The 18,822-nt window shown below is 66.2% G+C and carries 22 protein-coding genes; 18 read left to right on the top strand and 4 right to left on the bottom strand.

All coding sequences use genetic code 11. The features are described from left to right. Positions 1-26 precede the first annotated feature (26 nt). On the bottom strand, positions 27-239 hold the full coding sequence (rpmE, locus tag IP89_RS18500) for a 50S ribosomal protein L31 (protein WP_043311131.1): 213 nt from the start codon (positions 237-239) through the stop codon (positions 27-29). Positions 240-402: 163 nt separating this feature from the next. Between rpmE and IP89_RS18495 the strand changes: the two genes are divergently transcribed. The 8 genes from IP89_RS18495 to IP89_RS18460 all read left to right on the top strand — a co-directional run bounded on the left by IP89_RS18495 (position 403) and on the right by IP89_RS18460 (position 10,256). Continuing rightward, positions 403-2,622 carry a primosomal protein N' gene (locus IP89_RS18495; protein ID WP_043311130.1) on the top strand — a complete coding sequence of 740 codons (2,220 nt, stop codon included), beginning with the start codon at positions 403-405 and terminating at the stop codon, positions 2,620-2,622. A gap of 102 nt (positions 2,623-2,724) precedes the next feature. Continuing rightward, positions 2,725-4,464 carry an arginine--tRNA ligase gene (gene argS, locus IP89_RS18490; protein WP_043311129.1) on the top strand — a complete coding sequence of 580 codons (1,740 nt, stop codon included), beginning with the start codon at positions 2,725-2,727 and terminating at the stop codon, positions 4,462-4,464. Beyond that, a complete protein-coding gene (locus tag IP89_RS18485; protein WP_043311128.1) occupies positions 4,465-5,151 on the top strand; it encodes an SPOR domain-containing protein in 687 nt (228 codons plus the stop codon). A 95-nt stretch (positions 5,152-5,246) separates the two neighbouring features. Then, positions 5,247-5,777 (top strand): ATP-dependent protease subunit HslV, encoded by a 531-nt coding sequence (gene hslV / locus IP89_RS18480; protein ID WP_043311127.1) that lies wholly within the window; start codon positions 5,247-5,249, stop codon positions 5,775-5,777. Positions 5,778-5,804: 27 nt separating this feature from the next. Beyond that, positions 5,805-7,145 carry an ATP-dependent protease ATPase subunit HslU gene (hslU, locus tag IP89_RS18475; RefSeq protein WP_043311126.1) on the top strand — a complete coding sequence of 447 codons (1,341 nt, stop codon included), beginning with the start codon at positions 5,805-5,807 and terminating at the stop codon, positions 7,143-7,145. A 54-nt stretch (positions 7,146-7,199) separates the two neighbouring features. Further along, the gene (locus IP89_RS18470) at positions 7,200-7,571 is read left to right on the top strand and encodes a gamma-butyrobetaine hydroxylase-like domain-containing protein (protein ID WP_043311125.1); all 372 of its coding nucleotides are present in this window, start codon (positions 7,200-7,202) and stop codon (positions 7,569-7,571) included. Positions 7,572-7,883: 312 nt separating this feature from the next. Then, positions 7,884-9,563, top strand: coding sequence for a class II poly(R)-hydroxyalkanoic acid synthase (gene phaC, locus IP89_RS18465; protein ID WP_043311124.1), 1,680 nt, complete (start codon positions 7,884-7,886; stop codon positions 9,561-9,563). Positions 9,564-9,641: 78 nt separating this feature from the next. Further along, positions 9,642-10,256, top strand: coding sequence for a TetR/AcrR family transcriptional regulator (locus IP89_RS18460; protein WP_043311123.1), 615 nt, complete (start codon positions 9,642-9,644; stop codon positions 10,254-10,256). Between the two features lie 99 nt (positions 10,257-10,355). On the opposite strand, the gene IP89_RS18455 is transcribed toward IP89_RS18460, so the two are convergent. The 3 genes from IP89_RS18455 to IP89_RS18445 all read right to left on the bottom strand — a co-directional run bounded on the left by IP89_RS18455 (position 10,356) and on the right by IP89_RS18445 (position 12,095). Further along, positions 10,356-11,228, bottom strand: a complete 873-nt coding sequence (locus IP89_RS18455) for a phasin family protein (protein WP_371261964.1) — start codon at positions 11,226-11,228, stop codon at positions 10,356-10,358. Positions 11,229-11,242: 14 nt separating this feature from the next. Further along, positions 11,243-11,692 carry a phasin family protein gene (locus IP89_RS18450; RefSeq protein WP_043311121.1) on the bottom strand — a complete coding sequence of 150 codons (450 nt, stop codon included), beginning with the start codon at positions 11,690-11,692 and terminating at the stop codon, positions 11,243-11,245. 124 nt (positions 11,693-11,816) lie between these two features. After that, positions 11,817-12,095, bottom strand: coding sequence for a polyhydroxyalkanoic acid system family protein (locus IP89_RS18445; RefSeq protein WP_043311120.1), 279 nt, complete (start codon positions 12,093-12,095; stop codon positions 11,817-11,819). Positions 12,096-12,210: 115 nt separating this feature from the next. On the opposite strand from IP89_RS18445, the gene ubiE reads away from it, so the two are divergent. The 10 genes from ubiE (at position 12,211) to IP89_RS18395 (ending at position 18,779) form a co-directional block, all read left to right on the top strand. Next, positions 12,211-12,981, top strand: a complete 771-nt coding sequence (gene ubiE, locus IP89_RS18440; RefSeq protein ID WP_043311119.1) for a bifunctional demethylmenaquinone methyltransferase/2-methoxy-6-polyprenyl-1,4-benzoquinol methylase UbiE — start codon at positions 12,211-12,213, stop codon at positions 12,979-12,981. Then, positions 12,981-13,595 carry an SCP2 domain-containing protein gene (locus tag IP89_RS18435; RefSeq protein WP_043311118.1) on the top strand — a complete coding sequence of 205 codons (615 nt, stop codon included), beginning with the start codon at positions 12,981-12,983 and terminating at the stop codon, positions 13,593-13,595. The genes ubiE and IP89_RS18435 overlap by 1 nt, the downstream gene beginning before the upstream one ends. Continuing rightward, positions 13,592-15,181: a ubiquinone biosynthesis regulatory protein kinase UbiB gene (ubiB, locus tag IP89_RS18430; RefSeq protein WP_043311117.1), complete on the top strand. Its 1,590-nt coding sequence runs from the start codon at positions 13,592-13,594 to the stop codon at positions 15,179-15,181. Before IP89_RS18435 ends, ubiB begins: the two co-directional genes overlap by 4 nt. Positions 15,182-15,262: 81 nt before the next feature. Beyond that, positions 15,263-15,661 (top strand): phosphoribosyl-AMP cyclohydrolase, encoded by a 399-nt coding sequence (hisI, locus tag IP89_RS18425; RefSeq protein ID WP_043311116.1) that lies wholly within the window; start codon positions 15,263-15,265, stop codon positions 15,659-15,661. Further along, entirely contained in the window at positions 15,654-15,986 is a 333-nt protein-coding gene (locus tag IP89_RS18420) for a phosphoribosyl-ATP diphosphatase (protein WP_043311115.1), read from the top strand. Before hisI ends, IP89_RS18420 begins: the two co-directional genes overlap by 8 nt. 22 nt (positions 15,987-16,008) lie before the next feature. Continuing rightward, positions 16,009-16,275, top strand: coding sequence for a twin-arginine translocase TatA/TatE family subunit (locus tag IP89_RS18415; protein ID WP_043311114.1), 267 nt, complete (start codon positions 16,009-16,011; stop codon positions 16,273-16,275). Between the two features lie 3 nt (positions 16,276-16,278). Then, positions 16,279-16,656 carry a Sec-independent protein translocase protein TatB gene (gene tatB / locus IP89_RS18410; protein ID WP_043311113.1) on the top strand — a complete coding sequence of 126 codons (378 nt, stop codon included), beginning with the start codon at positions 16,279-16,281 and terminating at the stop codon, positions 16,654-16,656. Continuing rightward, positions 16,653-17,429 (top strand): twin-arginine translocase subunit TatC, encoded by a 777-nt coding sequence (gene tatC, locus IP89_RS18405; RefSeq protein ID WP_043311112.1) that lies wholly within the window; start codon positions 16,653-16,655, stop codon positions 17,427-17,429. Before tatB ends, tatC begins: the two co-directional genes overlap by 4 nt. Continuing rightward, entirely contained in the window at positions 17,426-18,133 is a 708-nt protein-coding gene (locus tag IP89_RS18400) for a 16S rRNA (uracil(1498)-N(3))-methyltransferase (RefSeq protein ID WP_043311111.1), read from the top strand. Before tatC ends, IP89_RS18400 begins: the two co-directional genes overlap by 4 nt. A 223-nt stretch (positions 18,134-18,356) precedes the next feature. Beyond that, entirely contained in the window at positions 18,357-18,779 is a 423-nt protein-coding gene (locus tag IP89_RS18395; protein WP_043311110.1) for a UPF0158 family protein, read from the top strand. The last annotated feature ends 43 nt before the right edge of the window (positions 18,780-18,822 follow it).

Below are 18,822 nucleotides of genomic sequence, written 5' to 3'. Positions count from 1 at the left end.
CAACGTGGCTTGCACCACTATTCGGCTTACTTGCTGCCGAACACGCCGAAACGCTGCTTGAAGCGGTCGATACGGCCGCCGGTATCCAGCATCTTTTGCTTGCCGGTGTAGAACGGGTGGCACTCGGAGCAAACGTCGAGGCTCATCGGCTTGCACAGGGTCGAACGGGTCTTGATCACGTTGCCGCAGCTGCAGGTGGCGACCATTTCTTCGTATTGCGGATGGATATCGGCTTTCATCGTATTTTCCTCGGTTTAAGTGTGCCGCCACTCGGCTCGCTGCCAAGTACCGCACGGAAATAGGCCGCGCACTATACCAGACCGCCACCTTCACGCAAGCCAGCGGCGATCCTTGGCGACGTGCGGCCGTGCTAGCATCGCCGCCTCGACTCTGGAGCCCGCTGTGCCCGACACCATCCTGCGCCTCGCCCTGCCCTCGCCACTGCGCCGCCTGTTCGACTACCTGGCGCCACAGGGCGTGCCGCGCGCAGCATTGCAGCCCGGTGCGCGCCTGCGCGTGCCGTTCGGCCGCCGCGAGGTGGTTGGCGTATTGGTGGAAGTGGCGCAGACCAGTGACGTGCCGGCGGACAAGCTCAAGCCAGCGCTGGAGCTGCTCGACCGCACCCCGCCGCTGCCCGCGCCGCTGTTCAAGCTGTGCCTGTGGACCGCGCAGTACTACCAGCACAGCCTCGGCGACACCCTGAGCTGGGCCCTGCCGGTGCTACTGCGCCAGGGCGAGCCGGCCGAAGTACGCCAGGAGCGCTACTGGCACGCGACCGAAGGCGCCAGCCCGGACGACCCGCGCCTGGCCCGCGCGCCGCGCCAGCGCGAAGCCCTGCGCGCCCTAGCCCAGCACCACCACGGCGTGCCGCACGCGCTACTGAGCAAGCTGCAGCTGAACAAGGACAGCCTCGACCTGCTGCTGGAGAAGGGCCTGGCCCGCGTCGAGGTGCGCCGCAGCGCGCCGCTGGAGCGCCATGGCGGCTGGCTGGCGCAGCCGGAGCTGCCACTCAACGCCGAGCAGCGTGCCGCCTTCAACGCCGTGCAGTCGGGCATGGGCGACTTCGGCGCCTACCTGCTGTATGGCGTCACCGGCAGTGGCAAGACCGAGGTCTACCTGCAGCTGATCCGCCACTGCCTGGAGGCCGGCCAACAGGCGCTGGTGCTGATTCCCGAGATCAACCTGGGACCGCAGACGGTCGAGCGCTTCGCCCGCCGCTTCAATGCGCGCATCGCCCTGCTGCACTCCGGGGTCAACGACCGCGAGCGCCTGGACGCCTGGCTGGCGGCGCGCGACGGCGAGGCCGATATCGTTATCGGCACAAGGTCTGCGCTATTCACGCCGCTGAAGAATCCCGGCCTGATCATCGTCGACGAGGAACACGACGCCTCCTATAAACAGCAGGAAGGTCTGCGCTACCACGCCCGCGACCTGGCCCTGGTGCGCGCACGCCAGGAGAACCTGCCGATCGTGCTCGGCTCGGCCACGCCCTCGCTGGAGAGCCTGCACAACGCCCATGCCGGCCGCTACGCCCTGCTCAAGCTGACCCAGCGCGCCGGCGGTGCCCAGCAGCCACGCTTCCTGCGCCTGGACGTGAAAAGCCTGCCGCTCGACGCCGGCATCTCCGGCCCGCTGCAGCAGGCGATCCGCCAGACCCTGGAGGCCGGCCAGCAGGTGCTGGTGTTCCTCAACCGTCGCGGCTTCGCCCCCACCCTGCTGTGCCACGACTGCGGCTGGATCAGCCAGTGCCCGCGTTGCGACGCGCGCATGACCCTGCACCAGCGCCACAACGAGCTGCGCTGTCACCACTGCGGCCATGTCGAGCGGCCGCCGCGCAACTGCCCGGAGTGCAACCAGGTCGACCTGCGCCCGGTCGGCGCCGGCACCGAGCGCGCCGAGGAGCGCCTGGCGCTGCTCTTCCCGCAGTTCCCGGTGCTGCGCATCGACCGTGACAGCACCTCGCGCAAGGGCGCCATGGACAAACTGTTCACCACCATCAACAAGGGCGAGCCGTGCATCCTGGTCGGCACCCAGATGCTCGCCAAGGGCCACCACTTCCCGCGGGTGACACTGGTGGCGATCCTCGATGCCGATGGCGGCCTGTTCTCCGCCGATTTCCGCGCCAGCGAGCGCATGGCCCAGCTCACCGTGCAGGTGGCCGGGCGTGCCGGGCGCGCCGAGGAGCCGGGCAAGGTGATCATCCAGAGCCACCTGGCCGACCATCAGCTGCTGGTGCAGCTCACCGAACAGGGCTACCCGGCCTTCGCCGAGCAGGCCCTGAGCGAGCGCCGCGGCGCCGGCCTGCCGCCCTTCGCCCACCTCGCCCTGCTACGCGGCGAGGCGCACAAGCCGGGCCAGGCCGAGGGCTTCCTCGACCAGGCCTGCACCTACGCCGAACAGCTGCGCGATGAACTGCAGCTGGCCGGCATCGAACTGCTCGGCCCGGTGCCAGCGCCGATGGAGCGCCGCGCCGGGCGCTTCCGCGCGCAGCTGCTGCTGCAGTGCGCCAGCCGCGCGCCGCTGCACAAGCTGCTGGCCCACTGGCTGCCGATCCTCGAGGCCATGCCCGAGGGCCGCGCGGTGCGCTGGTCGCTGGACGTCGACCCGATCGACCTGTTCTAGCGCGAGCCGCGAGCGGCGGCGCAGCGCCTGCGGGTGGCCTGCCGCGATTGGCTGCCTCTATAATGCGCAGTTTTCGACCAGCCGCGGCCGACCGAGCAGACCATGAAAGACAGCATTCGCCACCTGATCCAGCAAGCCCTGACCCGCCTGACCGCCGAGGGCGTGCTGCCCGAGGGCTTGAGCCCGGCGATCCAGGTGGAGAACACCAAGGACAAGAGCAACGGCGACTTCGCCAGCAACATCGCCATGATGCTGGCCAAGCCGGCCGGCATGAAGCCGCGTGACCTGGCCGAGAAGCTGGTCGCCGCGCTGCCGGCCGACGCCGGTATCAGCAAGGTCGAGATCGCCGGCCCCGGCTTCCTCAACTTCTTCCAGAACAGCGACGCCCTGGCCGAACGCCTGGAGGCTGCCCTGGCCGACGCCAAGCTCGGCGTGCGCAAGAACGGCGCGGCGCAGCGCGTGGTGGTCGACCTGTCGGCGCCCAACCTGGCCAAGGAAATGCACGTCGGCCACCTGCGCTCGACCATCATCGGTGACGGCGTGGCGCGCGTGCTGGAATTCCTCGGCGACACCGTGATCCGCCAGAACCACGTCGGCGACTGGGGCACCCAGTTCGGCATGCTGCTGGCCTACATGCAGGAAAACCCGGCCGCCGCCGAGAGCGAGCTGGCTGACCTGGAAGGCTTCTACCGCGCCGCCAAGAAACGCTTCGATGACTCAGCCGAGTTCGCCGACCGCGCCCGCGAGCTGGTGGTCAAGCTGCAGGCTGGCGACGCCGAGTGCCTGCGCCTGTGGAACCGCTTCAACGACATCTCCCTGAGCCACTGCCAGGCGCTCTACGACCGCCTCGGGGTGAAACTGTCGATGGCCGACGTCAAGGGCGAGAGCGCCTACAACGACGATCTGCCCAATGTCATCGCCGACCTGCAGGCCAAGGGCCTGCTGACCGAGGACAACGGCGCCCAGTGCGTGTTCATGGACGAGTTCAAGAACGCCGAGGGCAACCCGCTGCCGCTGATCGTGCAGAAGGCTGGCGGCGGCTACCTGTACGCCACCACCGACCTGGCCGCGACCCGCTACCGCGCCGGTGTACTGAAGGCCGACCGCGCCCTGTACTTCGTCGACCAGCGCCAGGCCCTGCACTTCCAGATGGTCTTCGCCGCCGCCCGCCTGGCCGGCTTCGTGCCTGCCAGCTTCGAGATGGAGCACATGGGCTTCGGCACCATGAACGGCCCGGACGGTCGCCCATTCAAGACCCGAGATGGCGGCACGGTGAAACTGGTCGAACTGCTCGACGAAGCCGAGCAGCGCGCCTACGCCCTGGTCAAGGGCAAGAACCCGGACCTCGGCGAAGACGAGCTGCGCCAGATCGCCCGCGTGGTCGGCATCGCCTCGGTGAAATACGCCGACCTGTCCAAGCACCGCACCAGCGACTACAGCTTCAACTTCGAGCTGATGCTGAGCTTCGAGGGCAACACCGCGCCCTACCTGCTGTACGCCTACACCCGCGTGGCCAGTGTGTTCCGCAAGCTGGGCAAGGATGTCAGCGAGATCGGCGGCAAGATCAATCTGGTCGCCGACCAGGAGCAGGCGCTGGGCGCCAAGCTCGCACAGTTCAATGAACTGCTCGCCAGCGTCGCCGAGAAGGGCACTCCGCACCTGCTGTGCAGCTACCTGTACGACCTGGCCGGCCTGTTCTCCAGCTTCTACGAGAACTGCCCGATCCTCGCTGCCTCCGACGAAGCCACCCAGCAGAGCCGCCTGCGCCTGGCCGCGCTGACCGGCCGCACCCTCAAGCAGGGCCTGGAACTGCTCGGCCTGCCGACCCTGGAGCGCATGTAAGTGGCGGCAGCGAAGAAGAAGCCCGCGCCCAAGCGCGGCGCCAGCCGCTACCAGGCGCCGGCGAAGAAGCCGGTGCCGGGCTGGGTATGGCTGGCCTGCGGCCTGGTCATCGGCGGCTTCTTCATGTTCCTGTTCAGCCTGGAGCCGGGCCGCGATGACGTGAAGCGCGCCAAGCCCGAGGAGCAGAAGCGCATCACCGAGCAGCAGAAGAAGCCGCAGGTGGCGCCGGAGCCGACCAAGCCCAAGTACGACTTCTACACCCTGCTGCCGGAGTCCGAGGTCATAGTGCCGCCGGACTCCCTGCCGCCGGCCGACGCGCCCAAGCCGCCGGAGCAGAAACCGGTGACCCCGGAAGAAGCCGCCAAGATCGACGCCGCCCGCGCCGAAGCCCTGCTCAACGGCCAGACTCCGCCGCCACCGCCGGTGGTGGCCAAGGCGCCGGTCACCACCCAGTTCTTCCTCCAGGCTGGCTCGTTCCGCAAACGCGAGGACGCCGACAAGGTGCGCGCGCAGATCCTCCTGCTCGGCGAGAACGTGCAGGTGGAGTCCGGCAAGGTGCGCGAGGAGAACTGGTTCCGCGTGCTGGTCGGCCCCTACGCCAGCCGCGAACAGCTGGCCAGCGCGCAGAAACAGCTGGCTGGCAGCGGCTTCAGCAATCTCTTGCTACAACAGCGGCAGAGCCGCTGAGCCGGCAAGTTGCCCGTTCCGGTTGAAAAGCCGGACGGGCCACCCCATCTGATCTCCATTCGGGCACATCGCCCCGCTGCGTGGAGATTCATCCCTTGACCACCATCGTTTCAGTCCGCCGCAACGGCAAAGTCGTCATGGGCGGCGACGGCCAGGTTTCCCTTGGCAACACCGTGATGAAGGGCAACGCCAAGAAAGTCCGGCGCCTCTACCACGGCCAGGTGCTGGCCGGCTTCGCCGGTGCCACCGCCGACGCCTTCACCCTGTTCGAACGCTTCGAGGGCCAACTGGAGAAACACCAGGGCCACCTGGTGCGCGCCGCCGTCGAGCTGGCCAAGGACTGGCGTACCGACCGTTCGCTGAGCCGCCTGGAAGCCATGCTGGCGGTGGCCAACAAGGACGCATCCTTGATCATCACCGGCAACGGCGACGTGGTCGAACCCGAACACGGCCTGATCGCCATGGGTTCCGGCGGCGGCTTCGCCCAGGCTGCAGCCCTGGCCCTGCTGCAGAAGACCGAGCTTTCCGCGCGTGAAATCACCGAGGCGGCATTGAACATTGCCGGTTCCATCTGTGTCTTCACTAACCAGAACCTGACTATCGAAGAGGAAGACTGCGCTGAGTAAGCGCGGTTTCTGCTGGAGCAAGCCTGCATGTCCATGACGCCCCGCGAGATCGTTTCCGAGCTCAACCGCCACATCATCGGCCAGGACGACGCCAAGCGCGCCGTGGCCATCGCCCTGCGCAACCGCTGGCGGCGCATGCAGCTGCCCGCGGAGCTGCGCCAGGAAGTGACGCCAAAGAACATCCTGATGATCGGCCCCACCGGCGTCGGCAAGACCGAGATCGCCCGCCGCCTGGCCAAGCTGGCCAACGCGCCGTTCCTCAAGGTAGAGGCGACCAAGTTCACCGAGGTCGGCTATGTCGGCCGTGACGTCGAGTCGATCATCCGCGACCTGGCCGATGCCGCGCTCAAGCTGCTGCGCGAGCAGGAAGTGCAGAAGATGAGCCACCGCGCCGAGGACGCCGCCGAGGAGCGCATCCTCGACGCGCTGCTGCCGCCGGCCCGCGTCGGCTTCAACGACGACCCAGCGCCGACCCAGGACTCCAACACCCGCCAGCTGTTCCGCAAGCGCCTGCGCGAAGGCCAGCTGGACGACAAGGAGATCGACATCGAGGTGGCCGAACAGCCGGCCGGCGTCGAGATCATGACCCCGCCGGGCATGGAGGAGATGACCAGCCAGCTGCAGAACCTGTTCTCCGGCCTGACCAAGGGCAAGAAGAAGAGTCGCAAGCTCAAGGTCAAGGAAGCCTTCAAGCTGGTCCGCGACGAGGAAGCCGCGCGCCTGGTCAACGAAGAGGACCTCAAGGCCCGCGCCCTGGAAGCGGTGGAGCAGCACGGCATCGTGTTCATCGACGAGATCGACAAGGTCGCCAAGCGCGCCAACGTCGGCGGCGCCGACGTCTCCCGCGAAGGCGTGCAGCGTGACCTGCTGCCGCTGATCGAGGGCTGCACGGTCAACACCAAGCTGGGCATGGTCAAGACCGACCACATCCTGTTCATCGCCTCCGGCGCCTTCCACCTGGCCAAGCCCAGCGACCTGGTGCCCGAGCTGCAGGGCCGCCTGCCGATTCGTGTCGAACTCAAGGCGCTGTCGCCAGAGGACTTCGAGCGCATCCTCACCGAGCCGCACGCGGCGCTAACCGAGCAGTACACCGAGCTGCTGAAGACCGAGGGGCTGAACATCGAGTTCGCCGCCGACGGCATCAAGCGCATCGCCGAGATCGCCTGGCAGGTCAACGAGAAGACCGAGAACATCGGCGCCCGTCGCCTGCACACCCTGCTCGAGCGCCTGCTGGAGGAAGTCTCCTTCAGCGCCGGCGACCTGGCTGGCCAGCAGGATGGCGCGCCGATCCGCATCGACGCCGACTACGTCAACGGCCACCTCGGCGAGCTGGCGCAGGACGAAGATCTCTCCCGCTATATCCTCTGACGGTCTGGGGTGGATAATCGCCTTATCCACCCCGCCTCCTCAGGACTCCCCGCGATGCGCATGCCCACCGCCATCAAACTGCACAAGGCCTCCCGCACCCTGGAGCTGGCCTATGGCGACGAGCGCCACCAGCTCGGCGCCGAGTTCCTGCGCGTGCACTCGCCCTCGGCCGAGGTGCAGGGCCACGGCAAGCCGATCCTGCAGTACGGCAAGCTGAACGTGGCGCTGAGCCGCATCGAGCCGGCCGGCAACTATGCACTGAAACTGTGCTTCGACGATGGCCACGACAGCGGCCTGTATACCTGGGACTACCTCTACCAGCTCGCCACCCGCCAGGACGAGCTGTGGGCCGATTACCTGCAGCAGCTGGCCGCCGCCGGCAAGTCGCGCGACCCGAGCGAATCGGTCGTCCGTCTGATGCTCTGAGCCTGCCTGCGGAAAACTTTTCGGCGCGCTCTGGCACGCCACTTCCGTCATATTGCCTTCACGCCTAGAGCGCATTTTCTAATCGCGCTCGGCATACTCCCGCGCGCCGCACAGCCGCCACTCGCGCGCTTGCGCAAAAATGGAAACTCGGGTAACCAAGGAACTGGCAGGTTCCATGCATTTGCCTTGAGCGAATGCGAAGAATGCGCGGAGCTCACTCCGCACCCGGCAAACCCGAGCAGTACCAGCCCTTCGCCCTGTGCCCTTCACACAGTCAGTTGGTATTCGCGTCAGGACAATGGAGCGTCGTAGATGGCTTACAAGAATAACGAAGACCTGCATCGCCAAGCCTCGGAAAGCACCTTGGGTCTGAACCCGGTGATCGGCTTGCGCGGCAAGGACCTACTCACTTCTGCCCGTATGGTGCTGGCCCAGGCCATCAAGCAACCCTTTCATAGCGCCAAGCACGTCACCCACTTCGCCTTCGAGCTGAAGAACGTCGTGCTCGGCCAGTCCGAGCTGGCGCCCGAGGCCGACGACCGTCGCTTCGCCGACCCGGCCTGGAGCCAGAACCCGCTGTACCGTCGTTATCTGCAGACCTACCTGGCCTGGCGCAAGGAGCTGCACGACTGGATCGAGGACAGCAACCTCACCGAACAGGACACCAGCCGCGGCCACTTCGTCATCAACCTGATGACCGAGGCCTTCGCGCCGAGCAACAGCATGGCCCACCCGGCGGCCGTCAAACGCTTCTTCGAGACCGGCGGCAAGAGCCTGCTCGACGGCCTCTCCCACTTGGCCAAGGACATCGTCAACAACGGCGGCATGCCCAGCCAGGTGAAGATGGACGCCTTCGAGGTCGGCAAGAACCTGGCCACCAGCGAAGGCGCGGTGGTGTTCCGCAATGACCTGCTGGAGCTGATCCAGTACAAGCCGATCACCGAGCAGGTGCACGAGCGCCCGTTGCTGGTGGTGCCGCCGCAGATCAACAAGTTCTACGTATTCGACCTGTCGCCGGAGAAGAGCGTCGCGCGCTTCCTCCTGCGCAACGGCGTGCAGACCTTCGTGGTGAGCTGGCGCAACCCGACCAAGGCGCAGCGCGAGTGGGGCCTGTCGACCTACATCGAGGCGCTCAAGGAAGCCGTCGACGCGGTCACCGCCATCACCGGCAGCAAGGACATCAACATGCTCGGTGCCTGCTCCGGCGGCATCACCATCTCCTCGCTGCTCGGCCACTACGCCGCGCTCGGCGAGAAGAAGGTCAACTCGATGACCCTGCTGGTCAGCGTGCTCGACACCAAGCTCGACACCCAGGTCGCCCTGTTTGCCGACGAGAAGACCCTTGAGGCCGCCAAGCGCCGTTCCTACCAGTCCGGCGTGCTGGAGGGCAAGGACATGGCCAAGGTGTTCGCCTGGATGCGCCCCAACGACCTGATCTGGAACTACTGGGTCAACAACTACCTGATGGGCAAGGAGCCACCGGCCTTCGACATCCTCTACTGGAACAACGACAACACCCGCCTGCCCGCCGCCCTGCACGGCGATCTGCTCGACCTGTTCAAGCACAACCCGCTGACTCGCTCCGGCGGCTTGGAGGTGTGCGGCACGCCGATCGACCTGTCCAAGGTCAACCTCGACAGCTTCAGCGTGGCCGGCATCAACGACCACATCACGCCCTGGGACACGGTGTACCGCTCCGCCCTACTGCTCGGCGGCAACAGCCGCTTCGTGCTGTCCAACAGCGGGCATATCCAGAGCATTCTCAACCCGCCGGGCAACCCCAAGGCCACCTACTTCGAGAACGGCAAGCTGACCAGCGACCCGCGCGCCTGGTACCACGACGCGCAGAAGAAGGAAGGCAGCTGGTGGCCGCAATGGCTGGAGTGGATCCAGCAGCGCTCGGGAGAGCAGCGCGAAACCGTCTTCAGCGTCGGCAGCAGCAAGTACCCGGCGATGGAGGCCTCGCCGGGCACCTATGTCCACGTGCGCTGAGGCACGGCGAAAAGCACTGGCCGGGCGCTGCCCCGGCCGGTTATCGTCGGAACCCCGGCGGCCAATCAAGATCATGGAATGAAGACCCGCGACCGCATCCTCGACTGCGCCCTGCAGCTGTTCAACGAACAGGGCGAACCCAACGTTTCCACCCTCGAAATCGCCACCGAACTGGGCATCAGCCCGGGTAATCTCTATTACCACTTCCACGGCAAGGAGCCGCTGGTGATGGAGCTGTTCGAGCGCTTCCAGGCCGAGCTGGCGCCGCTGCTCGATCCGCCGGCCGAGGCCGAACTGGGCGCCGAGGACTACTGGCTGTTCCTGCATCTGATCGTCGAGCGCCTGGCCAGCTATCGCTTCCTGTTCCAGGACCTCTCCAACCTCTCCGGTCGCTTGCCCAAACTGAGCCGCGGCATTCGCCAGTGGCTCAACCTGCTCAAGCGCACCCTGGCCAGCCTGCTGGCCCGGCTCAAGGCGCTCGGCCAGCTGCGTAGCGACACCGAGGCGCTCGGCCAACTGGTCGAGCAGATCACCCTGACCCTGCTGTTCTCCCTCGACTACCAGCGCATCCTCGGCGCCAGCGGCGAAGTACGCCTGGTGGTATTCCAGGTGATGATGCTGGTCGCGCCGCACCTGGCCGACGAGTCGCGCCACGCCGCCGAGCGCATCGCTCACCGCTACCTCGAAGCCTGACGGCCCCCGCTCACGACGCGCCAAGCGCGCGCGAAAACGCGAACCCTGAAATGCAAACGCCCGGCACTAGGCCGGGCGTTTGCGCATCCTGCAGAACTATCAGGACGGAGTAGCAGGCGTTGCCGGTGCTGCGGCCGGAGCCGGGGTAGCAGCCGGGGCCGGCGCCGGAGCGGCAGGCTTGGCGGCAACCGGTTTAGCAGCCGGCTTCGGCGCTGCTGGCTTCTTCACCACCGGTTTCTTCGCGGCAGCCGGCTTGGCGGCCGGTTTTGCAGCGGGTTTAGCGGCGGGCTTGGCTGCAGCAGGTTTAGCTGCAGGCTTCGCGGCCGGCTTGGCGGCGGGTTTGGGCGCAGGCTTGGCAGCCGGTTTAGCGGCAGCTTTGGCGGCCGGCTTGGCTGCAGGTTTCGCAGCGGCCTTGGCAACCGGTTTGGCTGCGGGCTTAGCGGCAGGTTTGGCAGCTGCCTTCGGTGCCGGCTTGGCGACAGCCTTGGCAACCGGCTTGACCGACTGACCGGTGAGTTTCTCGATCTGCTTGGTCAGGCTGTCGACCTTGGTCTGCAGCGACTTCACCTCGTTACGGCTGGGCACGCCCAGACGGGAGATGGCGCTGTTCAGGCGCTTGTCGAAGGCCTCTTCCAGCTCGCTCCACTTACCCAGAGCCTTGCCGCGAACCTCATCGACTTTCGACTTGGCCGAACCGACGGTGGTGCCAACGCTGGACTTGACCACATCCAGTTGCTTGTCGACTTCGGTCTTGGCCTTCTTCTCGGCCTTCTCGCCATCCTTGACCAGACCGTCGAACAGCTTGTTGCCGTCCTTGCTGATCTTCGAATAGGCGCCGAGGCCGGCCAACCAGATCTGCCGCGAGTACTTCTCGATCTCGCCGACCCAGGAGTTGCTTTCCTTCTTGGCGACCGGCTTCTTGGCCACCGGTTTCGCCGCCGGTTTTGCAGCGGTAGGTTTCTTAACAGCCATCCTGCTCTCCTTAGTTAGGTACGCGCCACACGCTCAAGCAAAGCATTCAACTCGTCCAGCTTAGCAGAGAGTGCCTCAACATCTTGCTTGGAGGGAATACCCAGGCGGTTCAGCGCGCTGGCAACGCGATTGTCGAAGGCCTTCTCGATCTTGTCGAACTGCACTTCAACCTTGCCTTTGACCTCGGAAACGCCAGTTTTGACGCTCTTGATCTGAGTCTCGATCTGGCTGTTGGCGGCCTCGACCTGCTCGTTCACCAGCTTCTTGCCTTGCTTCTCGACGCCTTCGCCGGCCTTGACCAGCTCCTTGAAGTAGTCGGCGCCTTCGGCACCGGCCTTGGCGTAGGCACCCAGGCCTGCCAGCCAGACCTTGCGGGCATAGGCTTTGACGTCGGTGAGGACGGTGGCTTTGTCTTCGATTTTTGCGACTACGGCTTTCTTCTTGGCGGCAACTTTAGTGGCCATGCTGCACCTCGCGTTCAAAGTGATGGACTGGTCGTCCTTTGCCAGGACTTGATCGCAAGGTAGTGAGAAAAATTAGAAATCACATACTAGGGACGGCAGGCGTTTTTGCCGCACCCGAATCGGCTCAGGCCTTGAGGTGCTTATCGAGGGTCTCCTCGATCTCGCGCTTGATGGTGCCGCCCAGCGCAGACAGCAGCAGGCCGAGCTTGAGCTCCACGCGCACGCTGTCATCGCCGACTGCGATGCTGCCGTCGGCACCACTGCGTTTGAACTCCAGGGTGTCGCCGCTCCAGCGGTACTTCACGTCGTACTCGCTGGCCAGGCGCTGGGCCAGCGCCTCGGCCTTCTCACGAGCCACGGCGAGGCCGAGGGAATGGGAACGTTCGACGGTGATGCGACTCATGCCTGACTCCGGCTGCGACCTGATGTCGCCCGACTATAACAGCTCCACCCGGCGCCAAGACAAAGGCAGGCTGCGGGTTTAGAATGGCCGCCACTTCGATTCAGGTGACCGCGACATGAATGACCCGCGCAAGGCCGCAGAGCAGGACAAGACCACCCACTTCGGTTTCCAGGACGTACCTGAGAGCCAGAAGGCGGAGAAGGTCGCCGAAGTCTTCCACTCGGTGGCGGCCAAGTACGACCTGATGAACGACGTGCTCTCCGGCGGCCTGCACCGACTGTGGAAGCGCTTCACCATCGAGCTGTCCGGCGTGCGCCCGGGCAACCGCGTACTGGACATCGCCGGCGGTACCGGTGATCTCACCCGCAAGTTCTCCAGCCTGGTCGGTCCGACCGGCGAGGTGGTGCTGGCCGACATCAACGACTCCATGCTCAAGGTCGGTCGCGACCGTCTGCTGGACAAGGGCGTGGCCGGTAACGTGCAGTTCGTCCAGGCCGACGCCGAGGCGCTGCCGTTCCCGGACAACCACTTCGACGTGGTCACCATCGCCTTCGGCCTGCGCAACGTGACGCGCAAGGAGAACGCCCTGCGTTCCATGCTGCGCGTGCTAAAGCCGGGCGGCCGCCTGCTGGTGCTGGAGTTCTCCAAACCGGGTAACCCGCTGCTGGCCAAGGCCTACGACACCTACTCATTCAGCTTCATGCCGCTGGCCGGCAAGCTGATCACCAACGACGCCGACAGCTATCGCTACCTGGCCGAGTCGATCCGCATGCACCCGGATCAGGAGACCCTCAAAGCCATGATGGTCGAGGCCGGCTTCGAGCGCGTCACCTACCACAACATGACCGGCGGCATCGTCGCCCTGCACCGCGGTATCAAGCCCTGATGCTGCTCACCGGTCTGCTGGCCGGCGTTGAGCTCGGCCTCAACCGCGTGCTGCAAATGGACAGCACCGCGCTGCCGCGCCTGGCCCGACTGGAAGGCAAGGTGATCGAAGTCGACTGCCTGAGCCCGGCGCTCAAGCTGTTCATCCTGCCCAGCGACGAAGGCCTGCAGCTGGCCAGCCAATGGGGCGAGGCCGACTGCACCCTCAGCGCGCCGGCCAGCAGCCTGCTGCGCCTGGCCCTGGCCAAGGACAAGACCGCCATCCTGCACCGCCCGGAAGTCACTCTCAGTGGTGACAGCGCCGTGCTGCTGGAACTGGCCGGCATCCTCCAGGACCTGGAACTGGACTGGGAATACGAAATCTCGCGCTGGCTCGGCCCGGTTGGCAGCCATCTGCTCGCCGGCCACCTGCGCAGCCGCGTGAGCTGGGCCGGCGACAGCCTGGACAGCCTGCGCCAGACCCTGGCCGACTACCTGGCCGAAGAATCGCGCAGCCTGGTCGGCGAACGCGAAGCCCAGGCCCGCTTCGACGAACTGGACGACCTCAAGCTGTCCCTCGATCGCCTCGACGCGCGCATCGACCGCCTTGCCCGGAACCTGAACAAGACCCCATGAGCCTGCTCGCCACCCGCCGCCTGCTGCGCATCCTGCGCGTGGTCATCCGCTACCGCCTGGACGACCTGCTGCTGACCCTGCCGCTGCCCACCTGGATGCGCGCCCTGCGCTTCGCCCTGCCCTGGCGCTGGCTGCCGCGCCGGCAACTCGAACTGAGCCGCGGCGAAGCCATGCGCCTGGCCCTGGAAGACCTCGGCCCGATCTTCATCAAGTTCGGCCAGCTGCTCTCCACCCGCCGCGACCTGCTGCCGCCGGACGTGGCCGACGAGCTCGCCAAGCTGCAGGACCAGGTGCCGCCGTTCGACCCGGGACATGCCGTGGAGCGCATCGAGGAGCAGCTCGGCGCCAAGGTCGGCGAGGTGTTCGCCCGCTTCGACGTGGCCCCGCTGGCCTCCGCCTCGATCGCCCAGGTGCATGCCGCGCAGCTGAAGAGCGGCGAGGAAGTGGTGGTCAAGGTGATCCGCCCCAACCTGCGCCCGATCATCCGCTCGGACCTCGCCTGGCTGTTCCTCGCCGCGCGCATCGCCGAAAAAGCCTCGGTCGACGCCCGTCGCCTGCGCCCGGTGGAAGTGGTCTCGGACTACGAGAAGACCATCTACGACGAGCTCGACCTGCTGCGCGAGGCGGCCAACGCCAGCCAGCTGCGACGCAACTTTGAAGGCTCCGACCTGCTCTACGTGCCACAGGTGTACTGGGACTGGTGCCGCCACAAGGTGCTGGTGATGGAGCGCATCTACGGCGTGCCGGTGACCGACCTGGCGACCCTGGCCGACCAGCGTACCAACATGAAACTGCTGGCCGAACGTGGCGTGGAGATCTTCTTCACCCAGGTGTTCCGCGACAGCTTCTTCCACGCCGACATGCACCCCGGCAACATCTTCGTCGCCACCCGCACGCCGTGGAGCCCGCAGTACATTGCCATCGACTGCGGCATCGTCGGCAGCCTCACGCCCGAGGACCAGGACTACCTGGCGCGCAACCTGATCGCCTTCTTCAAGCGCGACTACCGCCGCGTGGCCCAGCTGCACATCGACTCCGGCTGGGTGCCGGCGGAGACCAAGGTCAACGAGTTCGAGGCAGCCATCCGCACCGTGTGCGAGCCGATCTTCGAGAAGCCGCTGAAGGACATCTCCTTCGGCCAGTTGCTGCTGCGCCTGTTCCAGACCGCACGGCGCTTCAACATGGAAGTGCAGCCGCAACTGGTGCTGTTGCAGAAGACCCTGCTCAACATCGAGGGCCTCGGCCGCCAACTGTACCCGGACCTAGACCTGTGGAGCACCGCCCAGCCGTTCCTCGAGCGCTGGATGCGCGAACGCATCAGCCCGCTGCACCTGCTGCGCAACCTGCAGCAGCAGGCCGAGCAGGTGCCGCACCTGTCGCAGATGGCCCGCGACACCCTGGAGAAGCTCAACCAGCAACGTCCGGCGCCCAGCGTGGAGGCGCCCGCCCAGCGCGGCTGGCCGCTGCGCCTGCTCGGTGCGGCGCTGGTGGCCGGCGGCGTCAGCCAGGGCCTGGTGCTGGCACCGGCGGCCTGGGCCGCCTGGCTCAGCCTGGGCGCCGGCCTCGCGTTGATCCTGCGCCGATAGCCAGTGCCGGCCATGGCTGGCACACTAACCGGATAGTTAACCGACTTACCACAAGGCCGCCCACCGCGGGCGGAGCCCCGAATGACTGATTGGCTCGACGAAATTCGCTGGAACGAGGATGGCCTGGTCCCGGCCATCGCCCAGGATCACAAGACCGGGCGCGTACTGATGATGGCCTGGATGAACCGCGAGTCCCTGGCCCTCACCGCCGCCGAGCAGCGCGCCATCTACTGGTCACGTTCGCGTGGCAAGCTGTGGCGCAAGGGCGAGGAATCCGGCCACGTGCAGAAGCTCCACGAACTGCGCCTGGACTGCGACGCCGACGTGATCATCCTGCTGGTCGAACAGCTCGGCGGCATCGCCTGCCACACCGGCCGTGAAAGCTGCTTCTACCGGGTCTTCGAGAATGGTGCCTGGCAGACCGTCGACCCGATCCTGAAAGACCCGCACGCCATCTACCAGGGGCACAAGCATGAGTGACACCCTCACCCGCCTGGCCGAGGTGCTGGAGGCGCGCAAAGGCGCGGCACCGGACAGCTCCTACGTGGCCAGCCTGTATCACAAGGGCCTGAACAAGATTCTGGAGAAGGTCGGCGAAGAGTCGGTCGAGACCATTCTTGCGGCCAAAGACGCAGCCGCCAGCGGCGACTGCAGCGACCTGATCTACGAGACCGCGGACCTCTGGTTCCACAGCCTGGTCATGCTCGCCGCCCTCGGCCAGCATCCGCAGGCCGTGCTGGACGAGCTGGACCGCCGTTTCGGACTTTCCGGGCACGACGAGAAAGCGGCGCGCCCCACTTCCTGAATTCATAACGAGGACTACTGGCATGGGTATCTTTGACTGGAAACACTGGGTCGTCATCCTGATCGTCGTGGTACTGGTGTTCGGCACCAAGCGCCTGAAGAACCTCGGTTCCGACCTGGGCGAGACCATCAAGGGCTTCCGCAAGGCAATGAACACCGACGAGGACAAACCGGCCGAAGCGCAACCGCAGGCACCGGTACAGCCCGCCGCCAGCGCCGACGTGCAGCACAAGCCGCAGACCATCGACGCCCAGGCTCAACGAGTCGAAGAGCCGGCGCGCAAGGACTAACCCGTGTTCGATATCGGCTTCTCCGAGCTGCTGCTGGTCGGGCTGGTCGCGCTCATCGTCTTCGGCCCCGAGCGCCTGCCCGGCGCGGCACGTACCGCTGGTCTGTGGATCGGCCGCCTGAAGCGCAGCTTCAGCGCGATCAAGGCCGAGGTCGAGCGCGAGATGGGCGCCGACGAGATTCGCCGCCAGCTGCACAACGAGCAGATCCTGCAGATGGAGCGCGAGCTCAAGCAGTCGATCCAGCCACCGGCCCCGACTGAAACGCCAGCGGCCGAGCCAGCCAGCGAACCGCCTGCGGCGCCCACTGCCACAGCCCCAGTCGTCGAAGCCACTCCCCCGGCCCCTTCCCCAGCCAATCCGGAGCCGCCGCGCCAGCCATGACCGAGCAGAACAGCGAAATGCCCCTGGTGGCGCACCTCACCGAGCTGCGCTCGCGCCTGCTGCGTTGCGTGGTGGCCATCTTCATCGTCTTCGCCGGGCTGTTCTACTTCGCCCAGGACATCTACACCATCGTCTCGGCGCCGCTGCGTGCCTACCTGCCGGAAGGCGCGACGATGATCGCTACCGGCGTCGCCTCGCCCTTCCTCACCCCGTTCAAGCTGACCGCCTGGTGCGCGCTGTTTCTCGCCATCCCGATCATCCTGCACCAGGTGTGGGGCTTCATCGCCCCGGGGCTGTACAAGCACGAGAAGCGCATCGCCATGCCGCTGCTGGTCTCCAGCATCTTCCTGTTCTATGGCGGCATGGCCTTCGCCTACTTCCTGGTGTTTCCCCTGATGTTCCACTTCTTCGCCAGCGTGACCCCGGAAGGGGTGGCGATGATGACGGACATCAACGAGTACCTGGACTTCGTCCTCACCCTGTTCTTCGCCTTCGGCGTGGCCTTCGAGATCCCGGTCGCCACCTTCCTGGTGCTGTGGGTCGGCATCGTCGACATCGACACCCTGAAGAAGAGCCGTCCCTACGTGATTGTCGGCTGCTTCGTGGTCGGCATGATCCTCACCCCACCGGATATCTTCTCGCAGACCCTGCTGGCCGTGCCCATGTGGCTGCTGTTCGAGGTCGGCCTGTTCTTCGGCGGCCTGGTGCGCAAGCGCAGCGAGCACGAACCCGAAGAGCCGAGCGACGACCAGCCCCCCGCGCCACTGCAATGAACCTGCTGCTGCTCGAAGAGGCCGACTTCGTCGCGCCGGATCGTGCCGTGCTGCAAGGCCGGCGCCTCAAGCACCTGCACGAGGTACACCGCGCCGAGGCCGGCGACCAGCTACGCGTCGGCCGCCTCGGCGGCCTGATGGGACGCGGTACCCTGCTCACCCTGGACGCCAGCCATGCCGAGCTGCAGGTCGAACTGGGCCAGCCCCCGCCGGCCAAGCTGCCGCTGACCCTGCTGCTCGCCCTGCCGCGCCCGAAGATGCTCAAGCGCGTGCTGCAGACCGTCGCCGCCATGGGCGTGCCGCGCTTGGTGTTGCTCAACAGCTATCGGGTGGAAAAGAGCTTCTGGCAGACCCCTTTCCTCGAGCCGGACGCTATCCGCGAGCAACTGATCCTCGGCCTGGAGCAGGCGCGCGACACCGTGCTGCCCGAGGTGAGCATCGAGAAGCGCTTCAAGCCCTTCGTCGAGGACCGCCTGCCAGCCATCGCCGCGGACACACTGGGCCTGGTCGGCCACCCCGGCGACTACCCCGCCTGCCCACGCGCGCTCAGCGAACCGGTGACCCTGGCCATCGGCCCCGAGGGCGGCTGGATCGCCTATGAAGTGGAGAAGCTCGGCGAGGCTGGCCTGGCGCCGGTGCAGCTGGGCGAGCGCATCCTGCGCGTGGAAACCGCAGTCACCGCGTTGCTCGCCCGCCTGTTCTGAGAACCTGGCTACGATCTGCTGCGCGTCGGCCCTGCTGCGTTAAAAACAGGCCGGGACGCGGCGTCTCGGAATGCTCATTTACCACTCGTAAACTCCGCTTCCTCGCCTGTTTTTGCCTTGCATGGCTCTAGCTCGCGAGATCGTAGGCAGGTTCTGAAAGCCGTTGTTCTGAAACATCGGTCAGCTTAGGCTGACGGCATCTTCAGCCGTCGAGAAGCCGATCATGCGCCCACTGACCATCGATCTGGACCAACTGGCCTGCGCCCTCAACACCGAGGGCCTCGATCACTACCTCGACCTGCTCAGCGGCAAGGTGCTGCTGATTCCCGAAGAAGACGCCGACCCGGAACTGGAAGCCCTGCTGCGCGAAGACCCGGAGCGTTTCCTGCTGGTCGAGCCGCTGGATCAGCAGGATGGCTTGCTGCTGATGCGCGAGTTCCTCGCCGAGGTCATCCACCCGCACGCCTATGGCGAGCTGGAACAGGCCCTGGAAGGCCGCCGCCCGGCACGCACCTTCATCCACGCGCTGATGCAATACCCGGCGCTGCTACAGGCCTGGCAGGACTTCGAAACCGAACGCCTGCGCGAGCTGGCGCAAGACTGGCTGGAAGAGAACGAACTACAACCGGCGCGACCGCTGCACTGAGCCTGCCCAGCAGATAAAAGAAAAACCGCCACATGCGTGGCGG

The organism is Pseudomonas sp. ML96, assembly GCF_000761545.1.
Classification (GTDB): Bacteria; Pseudomonadota; Gammaproteobacteria; order Pseudomonadales; family Pseudomonadaceae; genus Aquipseudomonas.
The sequence above is the reverse complement of the archived record's forward strand: the minus strand, read 5'-3'. Positions and strand labels throughout refer to the sequence as shown.

What these genes read in the sequence shown, in the direction of transcription:
- rpmE (WP_043311131.1), bottom strand. Translation starts at nt 239, where the DNA reads ATGAAAGCCGATATCCATCCGCAATACGAAGAAATGGTCGCCACCTGC.
- argS (WP_043311129.1), top strand. Translation starts at nt 2,725, where the DNA reads ATGAAAGACAGCATTCGCCACCTGATCCAGCAAGCCCTGACCCGCCTG.
- hslU (WP_043311126.1), top strand. Translation starts at nt 5,805, where the DNA reads ATGTCCATGACGCCCCGCGAGATCGTTTCCGAGCTCAACCGCCACATC.
- IP89_RS18470 (WP_043311125.1), top strand. Translation starts at nt 7,200, where the DNA reads ATGCGCATGCCCACCGCCATCAAACTGCACAAGGCCTCCCGCACCCTG.
- phaC (WP_043311124.1), top strand. Translation starts at nt 7,884, where the DNA reads ATGGCTTACAAGAATAACGAAGACCTGCATCGCCAAGCCTCGGAAAGC.
- IP89_RS18460 (WP_043311123.1), top strand. Translation starts at nt 9,642, where the DNA reads ATGAAGACCCGCGACCGCATCCTCGACTGCGCCCTGCAGCTGTTCAAC.
- IP89_RS18455 (WP_371261964.1), bottom strand. Translation starts at nt 11,228, where the DNA reads ATGGCTGTTAAGAAACCTACCGCTGCAAAACCGGCGGCGAAACCGGTG.
- IP89_RS18450 (WP_043311121.1), bottom strand. Translation starts at nt 11,692, where the DNA reads ATGGCCACTAAAGTTGCCGCCAAGAAGAAAGCCGTAGTCGCAAAAATC.
- IP89_RS18445 (WP_043311120.1), bottom strand. Translation starts at nt 12,095, where the DNA reads ATGAGTCGCATCACCGTCGAACGTTCCCATTCCCTCGGCCTCGCCGTG.
- ubiE (WP_043311119.1), top strand. Translation starts at nt 12,211, where the DNA reads ATGAATGACCCGCGCAAGGCCGCAGAGCAGGACAAGACCACCCACTTC.
- IP89_RS18435 (WP_043311118.1), top strand. Translation starts at nt 12,981, where the DNA reads ATGCTGCTCACCGGTCTGCTGGCCGGCGTTGAGCTCGGCCTCAACCGC.
- ubiB (WP_043311117.1), top strand. Translation starts at nt 13,592, where the DNA reads ATGAGCCTGCTCGCCACCCGCCGCCTGCTGCGCATCCTGCGCGTGGTC.
- hisI (WP_043311116.1), top strand. Translation starts at nt 15,263, where the DNA reads ATGACTGATTGGCTCGACGAAATTCGCTGGAACGAGGATGGCCTGGTC.
- IP89_RS18420 (WP_043311115.1), top strand. Translation starts at nt 15,654, where the DNA reads ATGAGTGACACCCTCACCCGCCTGGCCGAGGTGCTGGAGGCGCGCAAA.
- IP89_RS18415 (WP_043311114.1), top strand. Translation starts at nt 16,009, where the DNA reads ATGGGTATCTTTGACTGGAAACACTGGGTCGTCATCCTGATCGTCGTG.
- tatC (WP_043311112.1), top strand. Translation starts at nt 16,653, where the DNA reads ATGACCGAGCAGAACAGCGAAATGCCCCTGGTGGCGCACCTCACCGAG.
- IP89_RS18400 (WP_043311111.1), top strand. Translation starts at nt 17,426, where the DNA reads ATGAACCTGCTGCTGCTCGAAGAGGCCGACTTCGTCGCGCCGGATCGT.
- IP89_RS18395 (WP_043311110.1), top strand. Translation starts at nt 18,357, where the DNA reads ATGCGCCCACTGACCATCGATCTGGACCAACTGGCCTGCGCCCTCAAC.